Genomic DNA, 18,014 nt, shown 5'->3' with positions numbered 1-18,014 from the left:
GGCCCGGCAGCGCGGCCGCGCTCACGCCATAGACCGGCGGCCCGGCCGCCAGCGCCACTTTCGCGCGGAGCACGAACATGCGCAGCCGCTTCAGCACCGTCTCGAGCAGGCCGGCGTGCATGACGAGCAGGAAGCCGTCGGGCGCCGGCAGCACCCGCAGGAAGGCCAGGACCCGTCCCTTGGGGTCGTGCCAGCCCGCCAGCTGGCCCTGGGTGCCCGTGACGAGGCCGAGATCGGCGGAGAGCTGGTTCTGCAGGAAGCTGCGGGCGTCCTCCCCGGTCACGCGGAGGCTGGCGAGGGCAGGGAGGGCAAAGGCAGTCTGGCTCATCGGTGATCGTGGCTCCGGGGCAGGGACCAGGCAGGAATTCTAACGCGGCGGGCGGACGCGCGAGATCCCGATGCTGGTCAGTTGTTGCGGTGCATGGCAAAATCCGGGGTCATGTCCGAGCAGGCCAAAGACAATCCCGGCAATCCCGAGACCGAAGCGGCCGACGCGGTCGCGCGCGCGGTGCCCGAAACCGCCGCGAAGCCGCGGCCGAAAGAAATCGGGGGACGCGAGGGCCCGGAGCCGGTGCGGTACGGCGACTGGGAAAAGAACGGCCGTTGCATAGATTTCTGATACTTGCTCGGCGCATCCGTCCCTCGACGGCTCGCCGTTCCGTGGTTCGCATGATCAAGCGCTCGTCCTGCCAAGGAGGACCAGGCCCATGACTGCCGGCAAAAGGCCCCTTTCGCCGCACCTGCAGGTCTACCGTCCGCAGATTACCTCGGTGCTGTCCATTTCCCATCGCTTCACCGGCGCGGTGCTCGCCGTGGGGCTGCTGCTCCTGGTGTACTGGCTGGCGGCGCTGGCAGCGGGCGAGGCCGCCTACGCGGCCGCGCTCGGCGTTCTCGGGTCCTGGCCGGTCCGGGTCGTGCTCTTCCTCGGCGTGTTCGCCTTCTTCTACCACCTGTGCAACGGCATCCGGCACCTGTGGTGGGACACGGGGCGCGGCTTCGAGATCGCCCAGGTCTACCGTTCCGGGTGGATCGTGCTGCTGGCCTCCGCCACGCTGACGCTGGTCGCCTGGGGCCTGCTGCTGGCGGGAGGTGGAGCATGAGCCTGCGCACCCCGCTCGGCCGGGCGCTCGGCCTCGGTTCGGCCGGCGACGGCACCGCGCACTGGTGGCAGCAGCGGGTGACGGCGGTCGGCCTGGCGCTGCTCGGCCTGTGGTTTGCGGTCTCCATGCTCGGCGCCGACCTGGGCGACCGCGCCGCGCTGGTCGCCTGGATCGGTCAGCCGCTGAATGCGTCGCTGCTGGTCCTGCTGGTGCTGACGGCGGCCTGGCACTCGCAGCTGGGCACCCGCGTGATCGCCGAGGACTACGTGCACGGCGCCATGAAGGTGCCGCTGCTGATCGCGCTCCAATTCATCCATGCCATCGCGGCCGCCGTGGGCGTCCTGGCGGTGCTGCAGATCGCCATCGGGGGACGCTGACATGAGCAGCGCATACAAGATCGTCGACCACAGCTACGACGTGGTGGTGGTGGGCGCCGGCGGGGCCGGCCTGCGCGCCACCTTCGGGCTGGCCGAGCAGGGCCTGCGCACGGCCTGCGTGACCAAGGTGTTCCCGACCCGCAGCCACACCGTGGCGGCGCAGGGCGGCATCAGCGCGGCGCTGGGCAACATGGGCGACGATGACTGGCGCTGGCACATGTACGACACCGTGAAGGGCTCGGACTGGCTCGGCGACCAGGACGCCATCGAGTACATGTGCAAGGAGGCGCCGGACGCCGTCATCGAGCTGGAGCACTACGGCGTGCCGTTCTCGCGCACCGAGGCCGGCAAGATCTACCAGCGGCCTTTCGGCGGCATGACCACGCGCTTCGGCGAGGGCCCGCCGGCGCAGCGCACCTGCGCCGCCGCCGACCGCACCGGCCACGCCATGCTGCACACGCTGTACCAGCAGTCGCTCAAGCACCAGGCGCAGTTTTTCATCGAGTACTTCGCCCTCGACCTGATCATGGACGAGGAGGGCGCCTGCCGCGGCGTCATGGCCTGGAACCTCGAGACCGGCGAGCTGCACCGCTTCCGCGCGCACCGGGTGATCCTGGCCACCGGCGGCTACGGCCGGGCCTATTTCTCCTGCACCTCGGCGCACACCTGCACCGGCGACGGCAACGCGATGGTGCTGCGCGCCGGCCTGCCGCTGCAGGACATGGAGTTCGTGCAGTTCCACCCGACCGGCATCTACGGCGCGGGCTGCCTGATCACCGAGGGCGTGCGCGGCGAGGGCGGCTACCTGACCAACAACGAGGGCGAGCGCTTCATGGAGCGCTATGCGCCCAACGCCAAGGACCTGGCGTCGCGCGACGTGGTGAGCCGCTCCATGACCATCGAGATCCGCGAGGGCCGCGGCGTCGGCGAACACCGCGACCACATTCACCTGCACCTCGAGCACCTCGGCCCGGAGGTCATCCACGAGCGCCTGCCCGGCATCGCCGAGACGGCGCGCATCTTCGCCGGCGTGGACGTGACCAAGGAGCCGATCCCGGTGCTGCCGACCGTGCACTACAACATGGGCGGCATCCCGGCGAACTACCACGGCGAGGTGGTGACGCTGCGCGACGGCAATCCGGAGCACGTGGTGCCGGGGCTGATGGCCGTGGGCGAGGCGGCCTGCGTGTCCGTGCACGGCGCCAACCGGCTCGGCTCCAACTCGCTGCTGGATCTCGTGGTGTTCGGCCGCGCGGCAGCCAAGCGTTGCGGCGCCCTGCTCAAGCCGGGCGAGCGCCACGCGCCGCTGCCGGCGGATGCCGGCGAGGCTGCCATCGAGCGGCTGGACCGGCTGCGCCATGCCGACGGCGACCGCCCGACGGCGGCGATCCGGCTCGAGATGCAGCGCGCCATGCAGGAGCACGCCGCCGTGTTCCGCACCGGCGAGGTGCTGGCCGAGGGGGTCGGGAAGCTCAAGGCGGTCGCCGAGTCCTTCGCCGACGTGAAGGTCGCCGATCGCTCGATGGTGTTCAACACCGACCTGCTGGAGACGCTCGAGCTGGACAACCTGCTCGGCCAGGCGCTGGTGACGATCGTCTCCGCGGACAACCGGAAGGAGAGCCGCGGCGCCCACGCGCGCGAGGATTACGCCGAGCGCGACGACGAGTCCTGGATGAAGCACACCCTGGCCTGGCGCACCGCGCCGACCCGGGTCGAGATCGACTACCGCCCGGTCCATCTCCAGACGCTCACCAGCGACGCGGAACCGATCCCGCCCAAGGCGCGGACCTACTGAGGGAGATGAGCTGACATGGCTGAATTCAGGCTGCCGGCCAACTCGAGGATTCGCCCGGGGAAGCAGTTCCAGGCGCCCGCGGACGCGAAGCAGGTGAAGCAGTTCGTGGTCTATCGCTACGACCCGGACACTGGCGAGAATCCGCGCCTGGACACCTACGAGTTGGACGTGGCGCGCTGCGGCCCGATGGTTCTCGACGCGCTGATCAAGATCAAGAACGAGGTCGATCCGACGCTGACTTTCCGCCGTTCCTGCCGCGAGGGGATCTGCGGCAGCTGCGCCATGAACATCGACGGCACCAACACGCTGGCCTGCACCAAGGCCATCGACGAGGTGAGCGGCGACGTGAAGATCTACCCGCTGCCGCACCTGCCGGTCGTGAAGGACCTGGTGCCCGACCTCACCAACTTCTATGCCCAGTATGCGTCCATCAAGCCCTGGATCCAGACGCGCACGCCGCCGCCGCCCGACAGTGAAAGGCTGCAGTCCAAGGAGGACCAGGAGAAGATCAACGAGCCCTCTGCCTGCATCCTGTGCGCCTGCTGCTCGACGGCCTGCCCGAGCTACTGGTGGAACAGCGATCGCTATCTCGGGCCGGCGGCCCTGCTGGCCGCCTACCGCTGGATCGTGGACAGCCGCGACGAGGCCACCGGCGAGCGGCTCGACGCGCTGCAGGATCCCTTCAAGCTGTACCGCTGCCACACCATCATGAACTGCACGCGGACCTGCCCGAAGGGCCTCAATCCCGCCCGGGCCATCGCCGAGATCAAGCTCAAGCTCGCCGAGCGGCAGTATTGATCGGGGACTGTCCCCAGGACCGGTCCTGGGGACAGTCCCCACTAAGCCGATAATTCCTCCGGATATTCCCCGATGACCCCGCCGCCCGACGAAGGCACCATGACGCCCGGTGAGCTCGGCCGCCTGCGCTGGCGCTGCCGGCGCGGCATGCGCGAGCTCGACGTGTTGCTGATGCGCTACATGGAGCGCGACTGGCCGCAGGCGGGCGCGGCGGAGCGGGCGGCGTTCGCGGCCCTGCTGGAATGGCAGGACCCCGAGATCCACGCCCTGCTCACGGACCGCCTCGCGCCCGACAGCGAGGCCCTGGCGAGTGTCCTGGAGTGCCTACGACGAGCTGATTGAGTTCCGCCCCGGGGCGTCCCGCGCCCTGGCGTCCTGGCTCGCGCTCGGCCACCTGCTGGCCGCCGGCGCCATCTTCCTCTCGATCCTGCCCACCGGCCTGCTGCTGGCAGTGATGGCCGGCCTGCCCTGGTCGCTGCGACGCGCCATCCGGCCGCTCGGCAGCGGGGTGGCCGCGCTTGCCTGGAGCCTCGACGAAGGCTGGCAGCGCGTTGGCATAGGGGATAACCGAGAGGACATGGAACTCAGGGGTAGTTCCGTGGTCACAAAATCCGCAGCGTTCCTGCATTTTGATTGCGGGGGCGCCGTTTGGCGAGTACTGCTGCCGCGGGACTCGATGGACTCAGACAACTGGCGGCGAATGATGGTGATTGTCGGTTGGTACGAAGGACGCGCTAGAATGCCGGCGGCTATTCCATCCGGCTTTCGAGGTACGCGCCCGCATGGGCACGAAGAGCAGCGACCAGCTGCTGGTCGAGAGGGTCCAGCAGGGTGACAAGGCAGCGTTCGACATTCTTGTCGGCAAGTACCAGCACAAGATCGTCAAGCTGGTCACCCGCTATGTGCGCGACCCGGACGAAGCCCTCGACGTCGCCCAGGAGGCCTTTATCAAGGCTTACCGCGCACTCGCGTCCTTCCGCGGCGACAGCGCCTTCTACACCTGGCTGTACCGGATCGCGATCAATACGGCCAAGAACCAGCTGGCCGCCAACAAGCGCCGGGCGGACGACCTCGGCCTCGACCTGCAGGATCCCGACCAGTACGAGCTGCACGGTCGCCTGCGCGAGGAAGACACTCCCGAGGGACTGGCGCTCTCCGAGGAGATTCGCGCGACCGTGAACGACGCGATCGAAGCCCTGCCGGAGGACCTGCGCACCGCCATCGTGCTGCGCGAGGTCGAGGGCATGAGTTACGAAGAGATTGCCGGCGCGATGGACTGCCCCGTTGGCACCGTGCGGTCGCGCATCTTTCGCGCCCGCGAGGCCATAGACAAGCGACTGAAGCCCCTGCTCGAGCCGGGGCGGTGAGGACGAACATGACGATGAATGCGCAAGAGCAGCTGTCAGCCCTGCTGGACGGCGAGCTTCCCGGGGCCGAGGTGCCGATGGCGGTACGACGGATGGCGCGCGACCCTGCGCTGCATCAGGCCACGTTGCGCTACAGCCTCATCGGCGACGCCCTGCGCAACGAGCTGCCGCCCGGGCGGCCCGCCGGGCTGGTCGAGCGGGTCCGCGCGCAGCTGGGCGACACCCCGGCGCCAGCCGCTGCCCCCGGCCGCACGCCCTGGCGCTACGGCCGTCTCGCCGGCGGCTTCGCGGTCGCCGCCTCGGTGGCCATGGTGGCGCTCCTGGCGCTGCCGGGACGCCAGCCGGAATTGCCGCCGCCCACCATTTCCGCCACTGAAGTCGCGTCGCCCTCGCCCGAGCAGCTGATGTCCATCCAGCCGGTCTATACCCGGCCCGCCGGCGGCGGGCCGGACCGGCTGACCCGCTACTATTTCAACCACAGCGAGTACGCCCCGGCCCTGAGCGGGCGCGGCACCCTGACGCGCATCATCGTCATCCAGCCGGAGGCGGCGCGCAGCGACGCCGGCCAGGCGGAAGACGCCGCGGACGTCCAGGAGGAGAACGGGACCACGCGATGACGCGCCTCATCGTGCAGCCCCGGGTGCTGGCGGCGGCCCTCTGCATCCTGCCGGCCGCCGCGCTGGCCGACGAGGCCCGCGAGTGGCTGTCACGCATGGAGCAGGCGGTCGAGTCCCTCAGCTACGAGGGCACCTTCGTCCACATGGTCGGCAACCAGGTGGAGACCATGCACGTCATCCACCGCGCGGTGGACGGGGAGGTGTCGGAACGCCTGTTCTCGCGGGACCAGCCCGGGCGCGAGATTTTGCGCCGCAACGGCAAGGTCACCTGCATCTTCGCCGACCAGCAGACCGTCCTGGTGGAGCGCCGCGCCGGCCGCCATGGCGCGCCGCTGCTCGGCGCGCTGCTGGAAGGCGCAAGCGACATCGAGCAATGGTACGACTTTGCCGAGGCCGGTACCGACAGCAAGCTCGGCCGCACGGCGAAGATCATCGAGATCCGGCCCCGCGACGAGTTCCGTTACGGTCATCGCCTGTGGCTGGACCAGGTCACGGCGATTCCGCTGAAGATCCAGTTGCTCGATCCGGCGGGCCGCACGGTGGAGCAGATCCAGTTCGTCAGCATGATCGTGCCGGCGGAAATCTCGGATGCGCGGCTCCAGCCCGACGTCGCCACCGACGGCTTCACCTGGTACGAACAGGAGCCGTCGCGGGAGCGGGCCGGCGCGGGAGCCGCCATGCCCGGCTGGGAGGTGACGGATCCGCCGCCCGGCTTCGCCCTGCGCGAGGCCCGGGTACGTCCCATGCCCGGCACCGAGCATGAGGTCGAGCACCTGGTGTATTCGGACGGCCTGGCCTCGGTGTCGCTGTTCGTGGAACCCGCGGAGGGCGGGGACGGCGAGCTTGCCGGGCTGTCACGGATGGGCGCCGCCCACGCCTTCACGCTGGTCATCGAGGGCCGCCAGGTGACGGCCGTCGGCGAAGTTCCGCCGAATACCGTGGAACGGCTGGCGCGCTCCCTGCGCCCCCTCGACCCGCCCCCGCAGTGATCACCGAGACCGGCCGCGTGCTCGAAGTGCACGGCGAGTGGGCCCTGGTGGCCTGCCGGCGCCAGGTCGAATGCGCCCGCTGTGCCGAGGGCCGCGGCTGCGGCGGCGGCGTGCTCGGCAAGCTGCTCGGCGACCGCCTGCACAAGGTGCGTGCAGCAACGGGCGCAGTCGCGGTGGCGCCGGGCGACCAGGTGCTCATCGGCCTGGGCGAGGATGCCGTGCTGCGCGCGGCCCTGGCCGTCTACCTGGTGCCGCTGCTGGGAGCGCTGGCCGGCGCGGTGGCGGCCGGCGTGGTGCTCGGCGCGGGCGAGATCGGCACCATTGCCGGCGCCGTCGCCGGCTTCCTGCTCGGCTTCGGCTGGGCCCGGGCCTACGGCCGCCGGCACGCCGGGGATGCGGCATTGCAGCCGATGATCCTGCGGCGCACGGACGGCGCGGGTTGCGGCAGCCGATGAGCGCTGCCGGGCTGGTGATCTACACGCGGCGCGACTGCTCGTTGTGCGAGCAGATGGAGGCGGCGGTCCGGGAGGTCGCCGGCGCCGGCGCGGAGGTCGCGCTGGTGGATATCGACGACTCGCCGGCGCTGTCAGCGCGGTTCGGGCGCGACGTCCCGGTGCTGTGCCTGGACGGCGAGGTCGTCTGCAAGCACTTCCTCGACCCGGAGCGCCTGCGGGCAGCGCTCGGGCAGCCGCCGGCCTGAGCCTGCGCGGCGAAGGTGCCGGACCGTTATAATGCCCGGCCGGCGCGAAGCCGGCGTGCTGCGTGCCCGCCATGGAACTGATCCGCAACTTCTCCATCATCGCCCACATCGACCACGGCAAGTCGACGCTCGCCGACCGCTTCATCCAGGTCTGCGGCGGGCTGGCCGACCGCGAGATGGCGGCCCAGGTGCTCGACTCCATGGATCTCGAGCGCGAGCGCGGCATCACCATCAAGGCGCAATCGGTGTCGCTGCAGTACCGGGCGCGCGACGGCCGGGAGTACCAGCTCAACCTCATCGATACCCCGGGGCATGTGGACTTCTCCTACGAGGTTTCGCGCTCGCTGGCCGCCTGCGAGGGCGCGATCCTGATCGTGGACGCGGCCCAGGGCGTCGAGGCGCAGAGTGTCGCCAACTGCTACACGGCGGTCGAGGCCGGCCTGGAGGTGATCCCGGTCATCAACAAGATCGACCTGCCCTCGGCCGAGCCCGAGCGCGTCAAGGAAGAGATCGAGGAGATCATCGGGATCGAGGCCCGCGACGCCGTGCTGACCAGCGCCAAGACCGGGGTCGGCGTCGAGGACGTGCTCGAGGCGATCATCCAGCGGATCCCGCCGCCCGGCGGCAACCCCGACGGCCCGTTGCAGGCGCTGATCATCGACTCCTGGTTCGACAACTACGTCGGTGTGGTGTCGCTGGTGCGGGTGGTAAACGGCGTGCTGCAGCAGGGGGCCCGGATCCGCGTGATGTCCACGGGGCGCGCCCACAACGCCGACCGCGTCGGCATCTTCACGCCCAAGCGGACCGACCGCGAGCAGCTCGGCACCGGCCAGGTCGGTTTCCTCATCGCCGGCATCAAGGAGATCGACGGCGCCCCGGTAGGGGACACGATTACGCTGGACAACGCGCCCTGCGCCGCGCCGCTGCCGGGCTTCAAGCAGGTCCAGCCGCGGGTGTTCGCGGGCCTGTTCCCGATCAACTCGGAAGACTACGAGGACCTGCGCGAGGCGCTGCACAAGCTGCGCCTCAACGACGCGGCGCTGCATTTCGAGCCCGAGACTTCCACTGCGCTGGGCTTCGGCTTCCGCTGCGGCTTCCTCGGCATGCTCCACATGGAGATCGTCCAGGAGCGGCTGGAGCGGGAGTACCGCCTGAGCCTGATCACCACGGCGCCCACCGTGGTGTACCAGGTGCTGCAGACGGACGGCAGCGTGATCGCCGTCGACAATCCCTCGCGGCTGCCGGGCGGCAACCTCGTGGCCGAGATCCGCGAGCCCATCATTACCGCCAGCATCCTCGTGCCCCATGCGCACGTCGGCGCGGTGATCAAGCTCTGCGTCGAGAAGCGCGGCGTGCAGAAGCGCATGCATTACACCGGCAGCCAGGTCCAGCTCGAGTACGAGCTGCCGTTATCGGAGGTGGTGCTGGACTTTTTCGACCGCCTCAAGTCCTGCAGCCGGGGGTATGCGTCCTTCGATTACCGTTTTGAGCGCTACCAGGTCGCGCCCCTCACCAAGCTCGACATCCTGGTGAACGGGGAGCGGGTCGACGCCCTGTCGGTGATCGTGCACCGGGAGACCGCCTACCGCCGCGGGCGCGAGGTGGTGGAGAAGATGCGGGAGCTGATTCCGCGGCAGATGTTCGAAGTCGCCATCCAGGCGGCGATCGGCGGCCAGATCATCGCCCGCAGCAGCGTCAAGGCGCTGCGCAAGAACGTCACGGCCAAGTGCTACGGCGGCGATATCACCCGCAAGCGCAAGCTGCTGGAGAAGCAGAAGGAAGGCAAGCGGCGGATGAAGCAGGTCGGCAGCGTGGAAATTCCGCAGGAAGCTTTTCTCTCGGTCTTGCAGGTCGAGCGGAAATAACGAATACTCCACGCGAATAATCGAGGGCAAGCATTGGATTTTTCTCTAATTCTCGTTCTGCTCACCTTTGCGATGGGCTTCATCTGGGCGCTGGACGTCGCCCTCCTGAGGGGCCAGCGCGCGGCGCGGGCCGCCGCGGCGGGCGAGGGCGCGGAGCCGCCGCGGGAGCCGGCGCTGGTGGAGTTCAGCCGTTCCTTCTTCCCGGTGGTGCTGGCGGTGCTGCTGATCCGCTCCTTCCTCTTCGAGCCGTTCCGCATCCCCTCGACCTCGATGATGCCGACCCTGCGGGTGGGCGATTTCATCTTCGTCAGCAAGTTCAGCTACGGGCTGCGCCTGCCGGTGCTGAACACCGAGATCGCAGCGCTCGGGCGGCCGGAACGGGGCGACGTGGCGGTGTTCCGCCTGCCGTCGGACCCCGGCACCAATTACATCAAGCGCGTGGTCGGCGTCCCCGGCGACGTGGTCTCGCTGCGCGACAAGCGCCTGTGGATCAACGGCCAGCCGGTGCCGCTCGAACTCACCGACGAGATCGAGCGGGTCGAGTGCGGCGGCTTCTGGTTCGATGCCCGGGTCGCCTACGAGACGCTGAACGGCGAACGCCACCGCGTCTTCCTCGGCGCCCAGCGCGACCGGAGCAGTCCCTTCCTGGACCGGCCCGTGCCGGCCGGGCAGTACCTGGTCATGGGCGACAATCGCGACTGCAGCCGCGACGGGCGTATCATCGGCTACATCCCGGAGGACAGCCTGGTGGGAGAGGCGGTGAGGATCTGGATGAACTGGGATGCGGAAGCCGGCCGGCCGCTGTGGCATCGTATCGGCAACCGCATAGAATGAACCGGCCGATGGGCCGCCGCGCCACGGGTTCACGCAGCCTTCGAAGGGGAATGGCAATGCGCAAGAAGCAGCAGGGAATGACACTGATCGGGATGGTGATCGTCGCGATGATCGCCGGCGTATTCGTGCTGGCGGGCATCCGGCTGGTCCCCGTCTATCTCGAGTACATGAAAATCGATTCCACGCTCGACGCGGTCAAGCGGGACCTGGACGGCAGCAATGCCGGGCCGGCCCAGATCCGCACCTCCATCTCCCGTCGCTTCGACATCGACAGCGTCCGCGCGATCACCGCGAAGGACATCGAGATCGACCGCACGGCGAACGGCTACCAGGTGCAGGCCAAGTACGAGGGGCGCACCCCGTTCCTCGCCAACATCTATTTCGCGGTGGAGTTCGACAAGGCGGTCGAGGTCGTGCGTTGACCGATGATTCCCGGTGGCTCGAGCAGGCGCTCGGCCACCGCTTCACGGACGAGTCCCTGCTGGCCCTGGCGCTGACTCATCGCAGCGCCGGCGGCCGTCACAACGAACGGCTGGAGTACCTCGGCGACGCCGCCCTCGGGCTGGTGGTGGCCGAGCTGTTGTACCGGCGGCTGCCGGAGGCGCCCGAGGGCCATCTCAGCCGGCTGCGCGCCAGCCTGGTCCGGCGCTCGAACCTGGCGCCGATGGCGCGGGACCTCGGCCTGCCGCGCCGCCTCCGGCTGGGCCCCGGGGAGCTCAAGAGCGGCGGCTTCCGCCGCGACTCCATCCTGGCGGACGCCCTGGAGGCCATCCTCGGCGCGATCTACCTCGACGGCGGCCTGGCCGCGCTGCGCCCGGTGGTGGAGCGGCTGTACGGCGGGCAGCTGGACGAGCTGCCGGCCCACGAGGACCTGAAGGACCCCAAGACGCGCCTGCAGGAGCGGCTGCAGGCCCGCGGGCTGGCGCTGCCGGAATACCGGGTGGACACCGTGGCGGGCGAGGATCACGCCCAGCACTTCAGCGTCACCTGCCGGGTCCCGGCGCTGGAGGCCGAGACCGCGGGCCACGGCCGCAGCCGGCGCGCGGCGGAGCAGGCGGCGGCGGCCGACATGCTGGGGCAGCTCGATGACTGAGCCGGCTTACCGCTGCGGCTTCATCGCCGTCGTCGGCCGTCCCAACGTCGGCAAGTCGACCCTGGTCAATGCGCTGGTCGGGCACAAGGTCAGCATCGTCACCAGCCGGCCGCAGACCACCCGGCAGCGGGTCATCGGAGTGGCGACCGGGCCGGCGGCGCAGCTGCTCTTCGTCGACACGCCGGGCATGCACCGCCGCCAGGACAAGGCGCTGAACCGCGCCATGAACCGCAGCGCCCAGGCCTCGCTGGCCGACGCCGACGCGGTGGTGCTGGTGACCGAAGCGGGGCGCTGGACCGGCGAGGACGAAGACGCGCTGGCGCGCGCCCGCGCGGCGGGCAGCCCGGTGTTCCTGGTATTGAACAAGATCGACCGGGTCCGGCCGCGGGACGCGGTGCTGCCGCTGCTGCAGGAGGCGGCCGGGCGCGGGGAGTTCGCGGCCGTGGTGCCGCTCTCGGCGGAGCGGGGCGACAACCTGGACCGGCTGCAGGCATTGCTCGAGCAGGCGATGCCGGCGGGGCCGGCGCTGTTTCCCGCGGAGCAGTGGAGTGATCGCGACGAGCGCTTCCACATCGGCGAGGTGATCCGCGAGAAGCTGATGCGCCGGCTGCGGGAGGAGCTGCCCTATGGCGTCGCGGTGGAGATCGAGCACCTGGCCGAGAGCGAGTCGGGCGGCCGCCTCGAGGTGCGGGCGGTGATCTGGGTCGAGCGCGAGTCCCACAAGGCCATGGTCATCGGCAAGGGCGGGGAGATGCTCAAGGCGGTCGGCCAGGCCGCCCGGCTGGAGCTGAAGGCCCGCTTCGGGCGGCCGGTGCACCTGGAGCTCTGGGTCAAGGTCCGCGAGCGCTGGACCGACCGCGAGGCGGACCTGCGGCGGCTCGGCTACGAGGGCGACTGAGCGCAGTGCTGCGCGTCGAGCTCGAGCCCGGCTTCATCCTGCATCACCGGCCCTTCCGGGACACCAGCCTGCTGCTGGAAGTGCTGTCGCAGGCGCATGGCCGGGTCGGCCTGGTGGCGCGCGGGGCGCGCGGCAGCCGCAGCCGGTTGCGGCCGCTGCTGCAGCCGTTCCGGCCGCTGCTGCTGTCATGGCAGCTGCGCGGCGAACTGGGCACTCTCACGGCCGCCGAGCCGGACGGGGCGGCACGGCCGTTGCCGGCCGGCGAGGCGCTGCTCGCCCTGTATTACGTGAACGAGCTGCTGCTGCGCCTGACGGCCAGGCTGGACCCGCACGCCGGCCTGTTCCCGGGCTATGCGGCGACTCTCGAGGCGCTCCGGGCGCCCGGCTCGCCGGCGCCGGCCCTGCGCCGCTTCGAAAAGCTGCTGCTGGACGTGCTCGGCTACGGGCCGGACCTCGGTTTCGACCAGGCCGGCCAGCCGGTGACCGGTGCGCAGTGCTACCGCTACCACCCGGCCGGCGGGCTCACGCCCTGCGCGGCCGATGCCGAAGGCGCCCTGCTGGGTACCTCGCTGCACGCGCTCGCCACCGGCGAGCTGGCCGACGCCCGGGCGCTGGCAGATGCGCGGCGCCTGCTGCGCGCGGCGCTCGACGTGCATCTCGACGGGCGCCCGCTGAAAACGCGCGAGCTGCTGCGGCAGTTCCGCGGCTGAGTTGGGGACTGTCCCCAGGACATGTCCTGGGGACAGTCCCCAAGCGGTGGTCACGGCCGGTATCATGGGCGGGTGATCGCGCGCAGCGCAGGAGCCCGCATGAAACACAGCATCGCCCTCGGTGTGAACATCGACCACGTCGCCACCATCCGCCAGGCGCGCCGTACCCGCTATCCCGACCCGGTCTACGCGGCCCTGATGGCCGAGCAGGCCGGCGCCGACAGCATCACGCTGCACCTGCGCGAGGACCGCCGCCACATCCAGGACCGCGACCTGCGGGCCATGAAAGACGTGCTGCAGACCCGCATGAACCTCGAGATGGCAGTCACCGACGAGATGATCGACATTGCGCTGGACGTGCGGCCGCGCGACGTGTGCCTGGTCCCGGAGCGCCGCGAGGAACTGACCACCGAGGGCGGCCTGGACGTCGCCGGGCAGCTCGAGCGGGTGCGCGCCGCCGTCGACCGCCTGGCGGCCGCCGGCATCCGGGTCTCGCTGTTCATCGACCCGGAGGCGAGCCAGCTGGAGGCGGCCGTAGCCGCCGGCGCGCCGGTGGTGGAGTTGCACACCGGCGCCTATGCGGATGGCGCGGACGAGACGGTGCGCCGGGCGGAGCTGCGGCGGGTCGAGGCGGCGGCGCGCCACGGCGCCGGGCTGGGGCTGGAGGTGAACGCCGGCCACGGGCTGAACTACCACAACGTCCAGCCGGTCGCCCGGATCGCCGAGATCGCCGAGCTGAACATCGGCCACGCGATCGTGGCCCGCGCCATCTTCGACGGCCTGTCGACGGCGGTGATCGAAATGAAGCGCCTGATGACCGAGGCCCGGCTGCAGTGATTTTCGGCATCGGCACCGACGTCGTGCGCCTGGACCGCATCGAGGCCATGTTCGCGCGCTTCGGCGAGCACTTCGTGCAGCGGCTGCTGATGCCGGAGGAGGAGGCGCAGTTCCGCCGCAACGGCCGCCAGGCACGCTTCCTGGCGATGCGGTTCGCCGGCAAGGAGGCCGTGGTCAAGGCCATGGGCACGGGCTTCCGTCACGGCATGTGGCTGCGCGACGTCGGCATCGTGGCCGACGACTGGGGCAAGCCCGAGATCGTTTTTTCCGCGCGCGGCCGGGCGCGCTGCGCGGCGCTCGGGATCGCCGGCGGCCACGTCAGCCTGACCGACGAGGCCGGGCTGGTGGTCGCCTTCGTCGTGCTGACGAGGTCGGCAGCATGAACACCCTGGTATTCGACATCGAGACCGTGCCCGACACGGATTTCGGCCGGCGTTACCTCGGGCTGGACGGGCTCGACGACGAGGCCGTCGCCCAGGCGATGTTCCAGCGGCGCCGCGAGCAGTCGGGCGGCGAGTTCCTGCCGCTGCACCAGCACCGGGTGGTCGCCATCTCCTGCGTGCTGCGCTCGCGCGAGGGCCTGAAACTGTGGACGCTGGGCGATGCGGACAGCGGCGAACAGGAACTGGTGGCGCGCTTTTTCGACGGCATCGAGCGTTTCACCCCGGACCTGGTGTCCTGGAACGGCTCGGGTTTCGACCTGCCCGTCCTGCACTACCGGGCGCTGCGCCATGGCGTAGTGGCGACGCGCTACTGGGAGACCGGCGACGCCGACCGGGACTTCCGTTTCAACAACTACCTGAGCCGGTTCCACTGGCGCCATCTCGACCTGATGGACGTGCTCGCCGGCTACCAGTTCCGCGGCGCCGCCCGGCTCGACGAAGTCGCGGTGCTGCTGGGCTTTCCGGGCAAGCTCGGCATGAGCGGCGACCGGGTGTGGGACGAGTATCGCGCCGGGCACCTCCAGGCGATCCGCGACTATTGCGAGACCGACGTGCTCAATACCTGGCTGGTGTACCTGAGCTTCGAGCAGATGCGGGGCCGGCACACGGCGAAGGAGCTCGAGCGGGAGTTCGCCCTGCTCGCAGAGACCCTGCAGCAGGACGGCCGCGCGCACCTGCGGGAGTTCCTCGAGGCCTGGGGACGGGCGTGAGCCGCAGGCCGGACGCAACCCCCTTCGAGGCAGAGATCATCGACCTGGCGCACGACGGCCGCGGCGTGGCGCGGCTCGACGGCAAGACCGTCTTCGTGGCCGACGCCCTGCCGGGCGAGCGGGTGACCGCCCGCCGTGTCAGCCGCCGGCGCAGCCACGACGAAGCGGAGCTGGTCGAGGTGCTGCAGGCTTCGCCCGACCGGGTGGCGCCGCCCTGCCCGCATTTCGGCGTGTGCGGCGGCTGCAGTCTCCAGCATCTCGCGCCCGCGGCCCAGCTGCGGGCCAAGGCGGACACCCTGCATGACAACCTCCAGCGCATCGGGCGCGTGGCGGCGGCGGCGCGCTGGGAGCCGGTGGCCGGCCCCAGCCTGGGTTACCGGCGCAAGGCGCGGCTGGGCGTGCGCAAGGTGGACAAGAAAGGCCGGGTGCTGGTCGGATTCCGCGAGCGCCGCGCGCCGCTGCTCGCCGACATGGACAGCTGTGCGGTGCTGGCGGGCGGCATCGGCGCAATGCTGCCGGCGATCGGCGAGCTCATCGGCAGCCTGAGCATCGCGCGGCGGTTGCCGCAGGTGGAAGTCGCGGTCGGCGACGATCGGCGCGTGCTGGTGTTCCGGGTGCTCGACCCGCCGACGGCGGAGGACCTGCTGCGGCTCGACCGATTCGGCGCGGCGCAGGACGTGGACGTGTGGCTCCAGCCGGGCGGCAACGACACGGCGCGGCCGCTGCACGAGGACGCAGCGCCGCCGCACTACCGCCTGCCCGGGTTCGGGCTGGAGTTCGAGTTCCTGCCGACCGACTTCGTGCAGGTGAACGCGGAGCTCAACCGGCGCGCCGTCAGCCGCGCGGTGGCATTGCTGGGGCTGGCGCCGGGCGAGAGCGTGCTGGACCTGTTCTGCGGGCTGGGCAATTTCAGCCTGGCGCTGGCGCGCCAGGGCGCCGAGGTGACCGGCGTGGAGGGCGACGAGGCGCTGGTCCGGCGGGCGCGCGACAATGCGGCGCGCAACGGCCTCGAGGTCGGCTTCCACGTGGCGAACCTGTTCGAGGACAGCCGGCAGCTGCCCTGGGCGCGCCGGCCGTACGACGCCCTGCTGCTCGATCCGCCCCGCGCCGGGGCCGAGGCGGCGGTCGGGCTGGTGCCGCGGCTGCGCCCCCGCCGCATCGTGTATGTCTCCTGCCATCCCGGGACGCTGGCGCGGGATGCGGGTATCCTCGTGCATGAGCACGGCTACCGGCTGGAGGGCGCCGGCGTGATGGACATGTTCCCGCATACCGCGCACGTGGAATCGATCGCCCTGTTCACCCGCGAGGACGGGGGCTGAGGGCGGGGCATGGCGGCTCCGGCGCGCATCCTGGTGGATCTCGCGGCGCAGGCGCTCACCTGGTCGCGCGGCGACCAGCCGCCCCGGCGCTGGCCGGTGTCGACGGCCCGCAATGGTCCCGGCGAACAGAGCGACAGCGGCTGCACCCCGCGCGGGCGCCACATCGTCCGGGCCCGCATCGGCGCCGGCCTGCCGCCGGCCGCCGTGCTGGTGGGGCGCCGCCCGACCGGGGAAACCTGGTCGCCGGAGCTGGCTGCGGCCTGCCCGGAGCGGGACTGGATCCTCTCGCGTATCCTCTGGCTCAGCGGCCTGGAGCCGGGCCGCAACCGCCTGGGGAGCGTCGATACGATGCGCCGTTACATCTACATCCACGGGACGCCCGATAACCAGCCGATGGGCGTGCCGGCCTCGCACGGCTGCATCCGCATGCGGAACGCCGACGTGATCGAGTTGTTCGAACTCACCCCGGCGGGCACCGAGGTCCTGATCACGGAGGGCGTGGCGTCGTGACCCTGGGGCCCGTGATGCTGGACCTGGCCGGTCCCGAGCTCACGCCCGAGGAGCGGGACCTGCTGGCGCACCCGAACGTCGGCGGCGTGATCCTGTTCAGCCGCAACTACCAGGCGCCGGAGCAGCTGCAGGCGCTGACCGCGGAGATTCATGCCATCCGGCAGCCCGAGCTGGTCATCGCGGTCGACCAGGAGGGCGGCCGGGTGCAGCGCTTCCGCGAGGGCTTCACCCCGCTGCCGGCCATGCACGCGCTCGGCCACAAGTACGACCTGGACCCGGAGCAGGGGCTGCACCTCGCGGAGCACTGCGGCTGGCTGATGGCGGCCGAGCTCCGGGCGGCCGGCGTGGACCTGAGTTTCGCCCCGGTGCTCGATCTCGACTACGGCCTGAGCGAGGTGATCGGCGACCGCGCTTTTCACCGGGATCCCGCCGTGGTGGGCCGCCTGGCCGGCCGCTTCGCCGCCGGCATGCGGCGCGCCGGGATGGCCGCGGTCGGCAAGCATTTCCCGGGCCACGGCGGCGTGGCGGCCGACTCGCACGTGGCGCTGCCCGAGGACCGGCGGCCGTACGCCGACCTGCTCGACGACATGCGGCCCTACGAGACGCTGATCGAGCAGGGGCTGGGCGGCGTGATGGTCGCACACGTGGTGTATTCGCGGCTCGACCGCCTGCCGGCGGGGTTCTCGCGCTGGTGGCTCAACAATGAGCTGCGGATCCGGCTGCGCTTCCAGGGCGCCGTGTTTTCCGATGATTTGTCCATGGCCGGCGCCGCCGTCGCCGGCGGCCCCGCCGAGCGGGCGCGGCTGGCGCTCGAGGCCGGTTGCGACGTGGTGCTGGTGTGCAACGACCGGGCTTCGGCCGTACAGGTGGTCGAGAGCCTCGGCGACTGGTACGAGCCGGCCGGGCACCTGCGGCTGGCGCGGTTGCGCGGTCGTGGCACCATGGCGGAGGGCCTGCAGGCTTCGGCGGAATGGCGCCGGACCGAGGCGCTGGTCAGGGAATTCGAAGACGAGCGCCCGCGGCTGGTCCTCGAGGGCGATTGAGGAACGAGA

General features: G+C 70.8%; 24 protein-coding genes and 1 pseudogene. 24 read left to right on the top strand and 1 reads right to left on the bottom strand.

Features of this window, described 5'->3' with window-relative positions; translation table 11 throughout:
• A pseudogene (locus G6N75_RS04865) lies at positions 1–328 on the bottom strand (folate-binding protein); the annotation flags it as partial.
• A 111-nt stretch (positions 329–439) separates the two neighbouring features.
• On the opposite strand from G6N75_RS04865, the gene G6N75_RS15075 reads away from it, so the two are divergent.
• From G6N75_RS15075 to nagZ, 24 genes are all read left to right on the top strand, one after another.
• Positions 440–619 carry a DUF1674 domain-containing protein gene (locus G6N75_RS15075; RefSeq protein WP_206202928.1) on the top strand — a complete coding sequence of 60 codons (180 nt, stop codon included), beginning with the start codon at positions 440–442 and terminating at the stop codon, positions 617–619.
• An 88-nt stretch (positions 620–707) separates the two neighbouring features.
• Entirely contained in the window at positions 708–1,100 is a 393-nt protein-coding gene (gene sdhC / locus G6N75_RS04855) for a succinate dehydrogenase, cytochrome b556 subunit (RefSeq protein WP_165347154.1), read from the top strand.
• Positions 1,097–1,477, top strand: a complete 381-nt coding sequence (gene sdhD / locus G6N75_RS04850; RefSeq protein ID WP_165347152.1) for a succinate dehydrogenase, hydrophobic membrane anchor protein — start codon at positions 1,097–1,099, stop codon at positions 1,475–1,477. Before sdhC ends, sdhD begins: the two co-directional genes overlap by 4 nt.
• Position 1,478: 1 nt before the next feature.
• Complete coding sequence (gene sdhA / locus G6N75_RS04845; RefSeq protein WP_165347149.1) at positions 1,479–3,272, top strand: succinate dehydrogenase flavoprotein subunit; 1,794 nt, start codon at positions 1,479–1,481, stop codon at positions 3,270–3,272.
• 15 nt (positions 3,273–3,287) lie between these two features.
• On the top strand, positions 3,288–4,070 hold the full coding sequence (locus G6N75_RS04840) for a succinate dehydrogenase iron-sulfur subunit (protein WP_165347147.1): 783 nt from the start codon (positions 3,288–3,290) through the stop codon (positions 4,068–4,070).
• Between the two features lie 72 nt (positions 4,071–4,142).
• The gene (locus G6N75_RS04835) at positions 4,143–4,412 is read left to right on the top strand and encodes a succinate dehydrogenase assembly factor 2 (protein ID WP_206202927.1); all 270 of its coding nucleotides are present in this window, start codon (positions 4,143–4,145) and stop codon (positions 4,410–4,412) included.
• Complete coding sequence (locus tag G6N75_RS04830; protein ID WP_165347144.1) at positions 4,381–4,905, top strand: protein YgfX; 525 nt, start codon at positions 4,381–4,383, stop codon at positions 4,903–4,905. Before G6N75_RS04835 ends, G6N75_RS04830 begins: the two co-directional genes overlap by 32 nt.
• Complete coding sequence (rpoE, locus tag G6N75_RS04825) at positions 4,853–5,437, top strand: RNA polymerase sigma factor RpoE (protein ID WP_165347141.1); 585 nt, start codon at positions 4,853–4,855, stop codon at positions 5,435–5,437. Before G6N75_RS04830 ends, rpoE begins: the two co-directional genes overlap by 53 nt.
• Positions 5,438–5,451: 14 nt before the next feature.
• Complete coding sequence (locus tag G6N75_RS04820; RefSeq protein ID WP_206202926.1) at positions 5,452–6,054, top strand: sigma-E factor negative regulatory protein; 603 nt, start codon at positions 5,452–5,454, stop codon at positions 6,052–6,054.
• On the top strand, positions 6,051–7,043 hold the full coding sequence (locus G6N75_RS04815) for a MucB/RseB C-terminal domain-containing protein (protein WP_165347137.1): 993 nt from the start codon (positions 6,051–6,053) through the stop codon (positions 7,041–7,043). The genes G6N75_RS04820 and G6N75_RS04815 overlap by 4 nt, the downstream gene beginning before the upstream one ends.
• A complete protein-coding gene (locus tag G6N75_RS04810; RefSeq protein ID WP_165347135.1) occupies positions 7,040–7,498 on the top strand; it encodes a SoxR reducing system RseC family protein in 459 nt (152 codons plus the stop codon). Before G6N75_RS04815 ends, G6N75_RS04810 begins: the two co-directional genes overlap by 4 nt.
• A complete protein-coding gene (locus tag G6N75_RS04805; protein ID WP_165347133.1) occupies positions 7,495–7,743 on the top strand; it encodes a glutaredoxin family protein in 249 nt (82 codons plus the stop codon). The genes G6N75_RS04810 and G6N75_RS04805 overlap by 4 nt, the downstream gene beginning before the upstream one ends.
• Positions 7,744–7,814: 71 nt before the next feature.
• On the top strand, positions 7,815–9,608 hold the full coding sequence (gene lepA / locus G6N75_RS04800) for a translation elongation factor 4 (RefSeq protein WP_165347162.1): 1,794 nt from the start codon (positions 7,815–7,817) through the stop codon (positions 9,606–9,608).
• Positions 9,609–9,641: 33 nt separating this feature from the next.
• Positions 9,642–10,442: a signal peptidase I gene (gene lepB, locus G6N75_RS04795; RefSeq protein WP_240900941.1), complete on the top strand. Its 801-nt coding sequence runs from the start codon at positions 9,642–9,644 to the stop codon at positions 10,440–10,442.
• A 56-nt stretch (positions 10,443–10,498) separates the two neighbouring features.
• Positions 10,499–10,864, top strand: coding sequence for a DUF4845 domain-containing protein (locus tag G6N75_RS04790; protein WP_165347131.1), 366 nt, complete (start codon positions 10,499–10,501; stop codon positions 10,862–10,864).
• Positions 10,861–11,535, top strand: coding sequence for a ribonuclease III (rnc, locus tag G6N75_RS04785; RefSeq protein ID WP_165347129.1), 675 nt, complete (start codon positions 10,861–10,863; stop codon positions 11,533–11,535). Before G6N75_RS04790 ends, rnc begins: the two co-directional genes overlap by 4 nt.
• Positions 11,528–12,433, top strand: a complete 906-nt coding sequence (era, locus tag G6N75_RS04780) for a GTPase Era (protein WP_165347127.1) — start codon at positions 11,528–11,530, stop codon at positions 12,431–12,433. The genes rnc and era overlap by 8 nt, the downstream gene beginning before the upstream one ends.
• A gap of 5 nt (positions 12,434–12,438) precedes the next feature.
• Positions 12,439–13,143 carry a DNA repair protein RecO gene (gene recO / locus G6N75_RS04775; RefSeq protein ID WP_346765492.1) on the top strand — a complete coding sequence of 235 codons (705 nt, stop codon included), beginning with the start codon at positions 12,439–12,441 and terminating at the stop codon, positions 13,141–13,143.
• Between the two features lie 99 nt (positions 13,144–13,242).
• Positions 13,243–13,980, top strand: a complete 738-nt coding sequence (gene pdxJ / locus G6N75_RS04770) for a pyridoxine 5'-phosphate synthase (protein ID WP_165347124.1) — start codon at positions 13,243–13,245, stop codon at positions 13,978–13,980.
• Complete coding sequence (gene acpS / locus G6N75_RS04765; protein ID WP_165347122.1) at positions 13,977–14,363, top strand: holo-ACP synthase; 387 nt, start codon at positions 13,977–13,979, stop codon at positions 14,361–14,363. The genes pdxJ and acpS overlap by 4 nt, the downstream gene beginning before the upstream one ends.
• Complete coding sequence (locus G6N75_RS04760) at positions 14,360–15,133, top strand: 3'-5' exonuclease (protein ID WP_165347120.1); 774 nt, start codon at positions 14,360–14,362, stop codon at positions 15,131–15,133. The genes acpS and G6N75_RS04760 overlap by 4 nt, the downstream gene beginning before the upstream one ends.
• The gene (gene rlmD / locus G6N75_RS04755) at positions 15,130–16,452 is read left to right on the top strand and encodes a 23S rRNA (uracil(1939)-C(5))-methyltransferase RlmD (RefSeq protein ID WP_165347118.1); all 1,323 of its coding nucleotides are present in this window, start codon (positions 15,130–15,132) and stop codon (positions 16,450–16,452) included. Before G6N75_RS04760 ends, rlmD begins: the two co-directional genes overlap by 4 nt.
• A 9-nt stretch (positions 16,453–16,461) precedes the next feature.
• Entirely contained in the window at positions 16,462–16,962 is a 501-nt protein-coding gene (locus G6N75_RS04750; RefSeq protein ID WP_165347116.1) for a L,D-transpeptidase, read from the top strand.
• Positions 16,959–18,005 carry a beta-N-acetylhexosaminidase gene (nagZ, locus tag G6N75_RS04745; RefSeq protein WP_165347114.1) on the top strand — a complete coding sequence of 349 codons (1,047 nt, stop codon included), beginning with the start codon at positions 16,959–16,961 and terminating at the stop codon, positions 18,003–18,005. Before G6N75_RS04750 ends, nagZ begins: the two co-directional genes overlap by 4 nt.
• Positions 18,006–18,014 lie beyond the last annotated feature (9 nt).

Origin of the sequence: Thioalkalivibrio sp. XN8 (assembly GCF_011058255.1) — a bacterium.
In the GTDB taxonomy this organism is placed as follows: Bacteria; Pseudomonadota; Gammaproteobacteria; order Steroidobacterales; family XN24; genus XN24.
The sequence above is the reverse complement of the archived record's forward strand: the minus strand, read 5'-3'. Positions and strand labels throughout refer to the sequence as shown.

What these genes read in the sequence shown, in the direction of transcription:
- G6N75_RS15075 (WP_206202928.1), top strand. Translation starts at nt 440, where the DNA reads ATGTCCGAGCAGGCCAAAGACAATCCCGGCAATCCCGAGACCGAAGCG.
- G6N75_RS04750 (WP_165347116.1), top strand. Translation starts at nt 16,462, where the DNA reads ATGGCGGCTCCGGCGCGCATCCTGGTGGATCTCGCGGCGCAGGCGCTC.
- sdhC (WP_165347154.1), top strand. Translation starts at nt 708, where the DNA reads ATGACTGCCGGCAAAAGGCCCCTTTCGCCGCACCTGCAGGTCTACCGT.
- sdhD (WP_165347152.1), top strand. Translation starts at nt 1,097, where the DNA reads ATGAGCCTGCGCACCCCGCTCGGCCGGGCGCTCGGCCTCGGTTCGGCC.
- G6N75_RS04840 (WP_165347147.1), top strand. Translation starts at nt 3,288, where the DNA reads ATGGCTGAATTCAGGCTGCCGGCCAACTCGAGGATTCGCCCGGGGAAG.
- G6N75_RS04760 (WP_165347120.1), top strand. Translation starts at nt 14,360, where the DNA reads ATGAACACCCTGGTATTCGACATCGAGACCGTGCCCGACACGGATTTC.
- G6N75_RS04835 (WP_206202927.1), top strand. Translation starts at nt 4,143, where the DNA reads ATGACCCCGCCGCCCGACGAAGGCACCATGACGCCCGGTGAGCTCGGC.
- sdhA (WP_165347149.1), top strand. Translation starts at nt 1,479, where the DNA reads ATGAGCAGCGCATACAAGATCGTCGACCACAGCTACGACGTGGTGGTG.
- G6N75_RS04790 (WP_165347131.1), top strand. Translation starts at nt 10,499, where the DNA reads ATGCGCAAGAAGCAGCAGGGAATGACACTGATCGGGATGGTGATCGTC.
- pdxJ (WP_165347124.1), top strand. Translation starts at nt 13,243, where the DNA reads ATGAAACACAGCATCGCCCTCGGTGTGAACATCGACCACGTCGCCACC.
- rpoE (WP_165347141.1), top strand. Translation starts at nt 4,853, where the DNA reads ATGGGCACGAAGAGCAGCGACCAGCTGCTGGTCGAGAGGGTCCAGCAG.
- G6N75_RS04820 (WP_206202926.1), top strand. Translation starts at nt 5,452, where the DNA reads ATGAATGCGCAAGAGCAGCTGTCAGCCCTGCTGGACGGCGAGCTTCCC.
- era (WP_165347127.1), top strand. Translation starts at nt 11,528, where the DNA reads ATGACTGAGCCGGCTTACCGCTGCGGCTTCATCGCCGTCGTCGGCCGT.
- lepA (WP_165347162.1), top strand. Translation starts at nt 7,815, where the DNA reads ATGGAACTGATCCGCAACTTCTCCATCATCGCCCACATCGACCACGGC.
- G6N75_RS04805 (WP_165347133.1), top strand. Translation starts at nt 7,495, where the DNA reads ATGAGCGCTGCCGGGCTGGTGATCTACACGCGGCGCGACTGCTCGTTG.
- G6N75_RS04815 (WP_165347137.1), top strand. Translation starts at nt 6,051, where the DNA reads ATGACGCGCCTCATCGTGCAGCCCCGGGTGCTGGCGGCGGCCCTCTGC.